The 350-nt window shown below is 35.7% G+C and carries 1 protein-coding gene; it reads right to left on the bottom strand.

Going from position 1 to position 350, the window contains the following annotated elements; all coding sequences use genetic code 11:
* Positions 1–62: 62 nt before the first annotated feature.
* Positions 63–350: hypothetical protein (locus EOK74_RS20985; RefSeq protein ID WP_205964795.1), on the bottom strand; the 288-nt coding region annotated here is incomplete at its 5' end.

Genomic DNA, 350 nt, shown 5'->3' with positions numbered 1-350 from the left:
GGGATTTTATGAGCGTTTTTCAGCGAGTAAAATTCCCGCTGACTTGGTTTGTTATATGCCAATTAACTCCGCTCCGGACAATGCCAAACTAAACTATGCCACATACTACCTGACACAGTAAATTGAACCATTAACATTTGTGAAGACTTATAGTCAGGTGCCTTTATGTAACTAAACACTAGCTTTGAAAATGTAGGCTCACCAAAGGATTTTAACCTAGTTAACGGTAAACCTAATTCATCAAATTTAACTACTAATGAATGCCAACTATTAGCGGAATAACTCTTAAGGTTTTTTCGCCAATTCAGATATTCCGTATTTAAGAAAAGATCATGAATAAACGTGGTCAA

Source organism: Paraglaciecola marina, assembly GCF_004360155.1.
GTDB classification, from domain to species: domain Bacteria; phylum Pseudomonadota; class Gammaproteobacteria; order Enterobacterales; family Alteromonadaceae; genus Paraglaciecola; species Paraglaciecola marina.
This window is presented reverse-complemented; position numbering and strand designations above follow the sequence as displayed.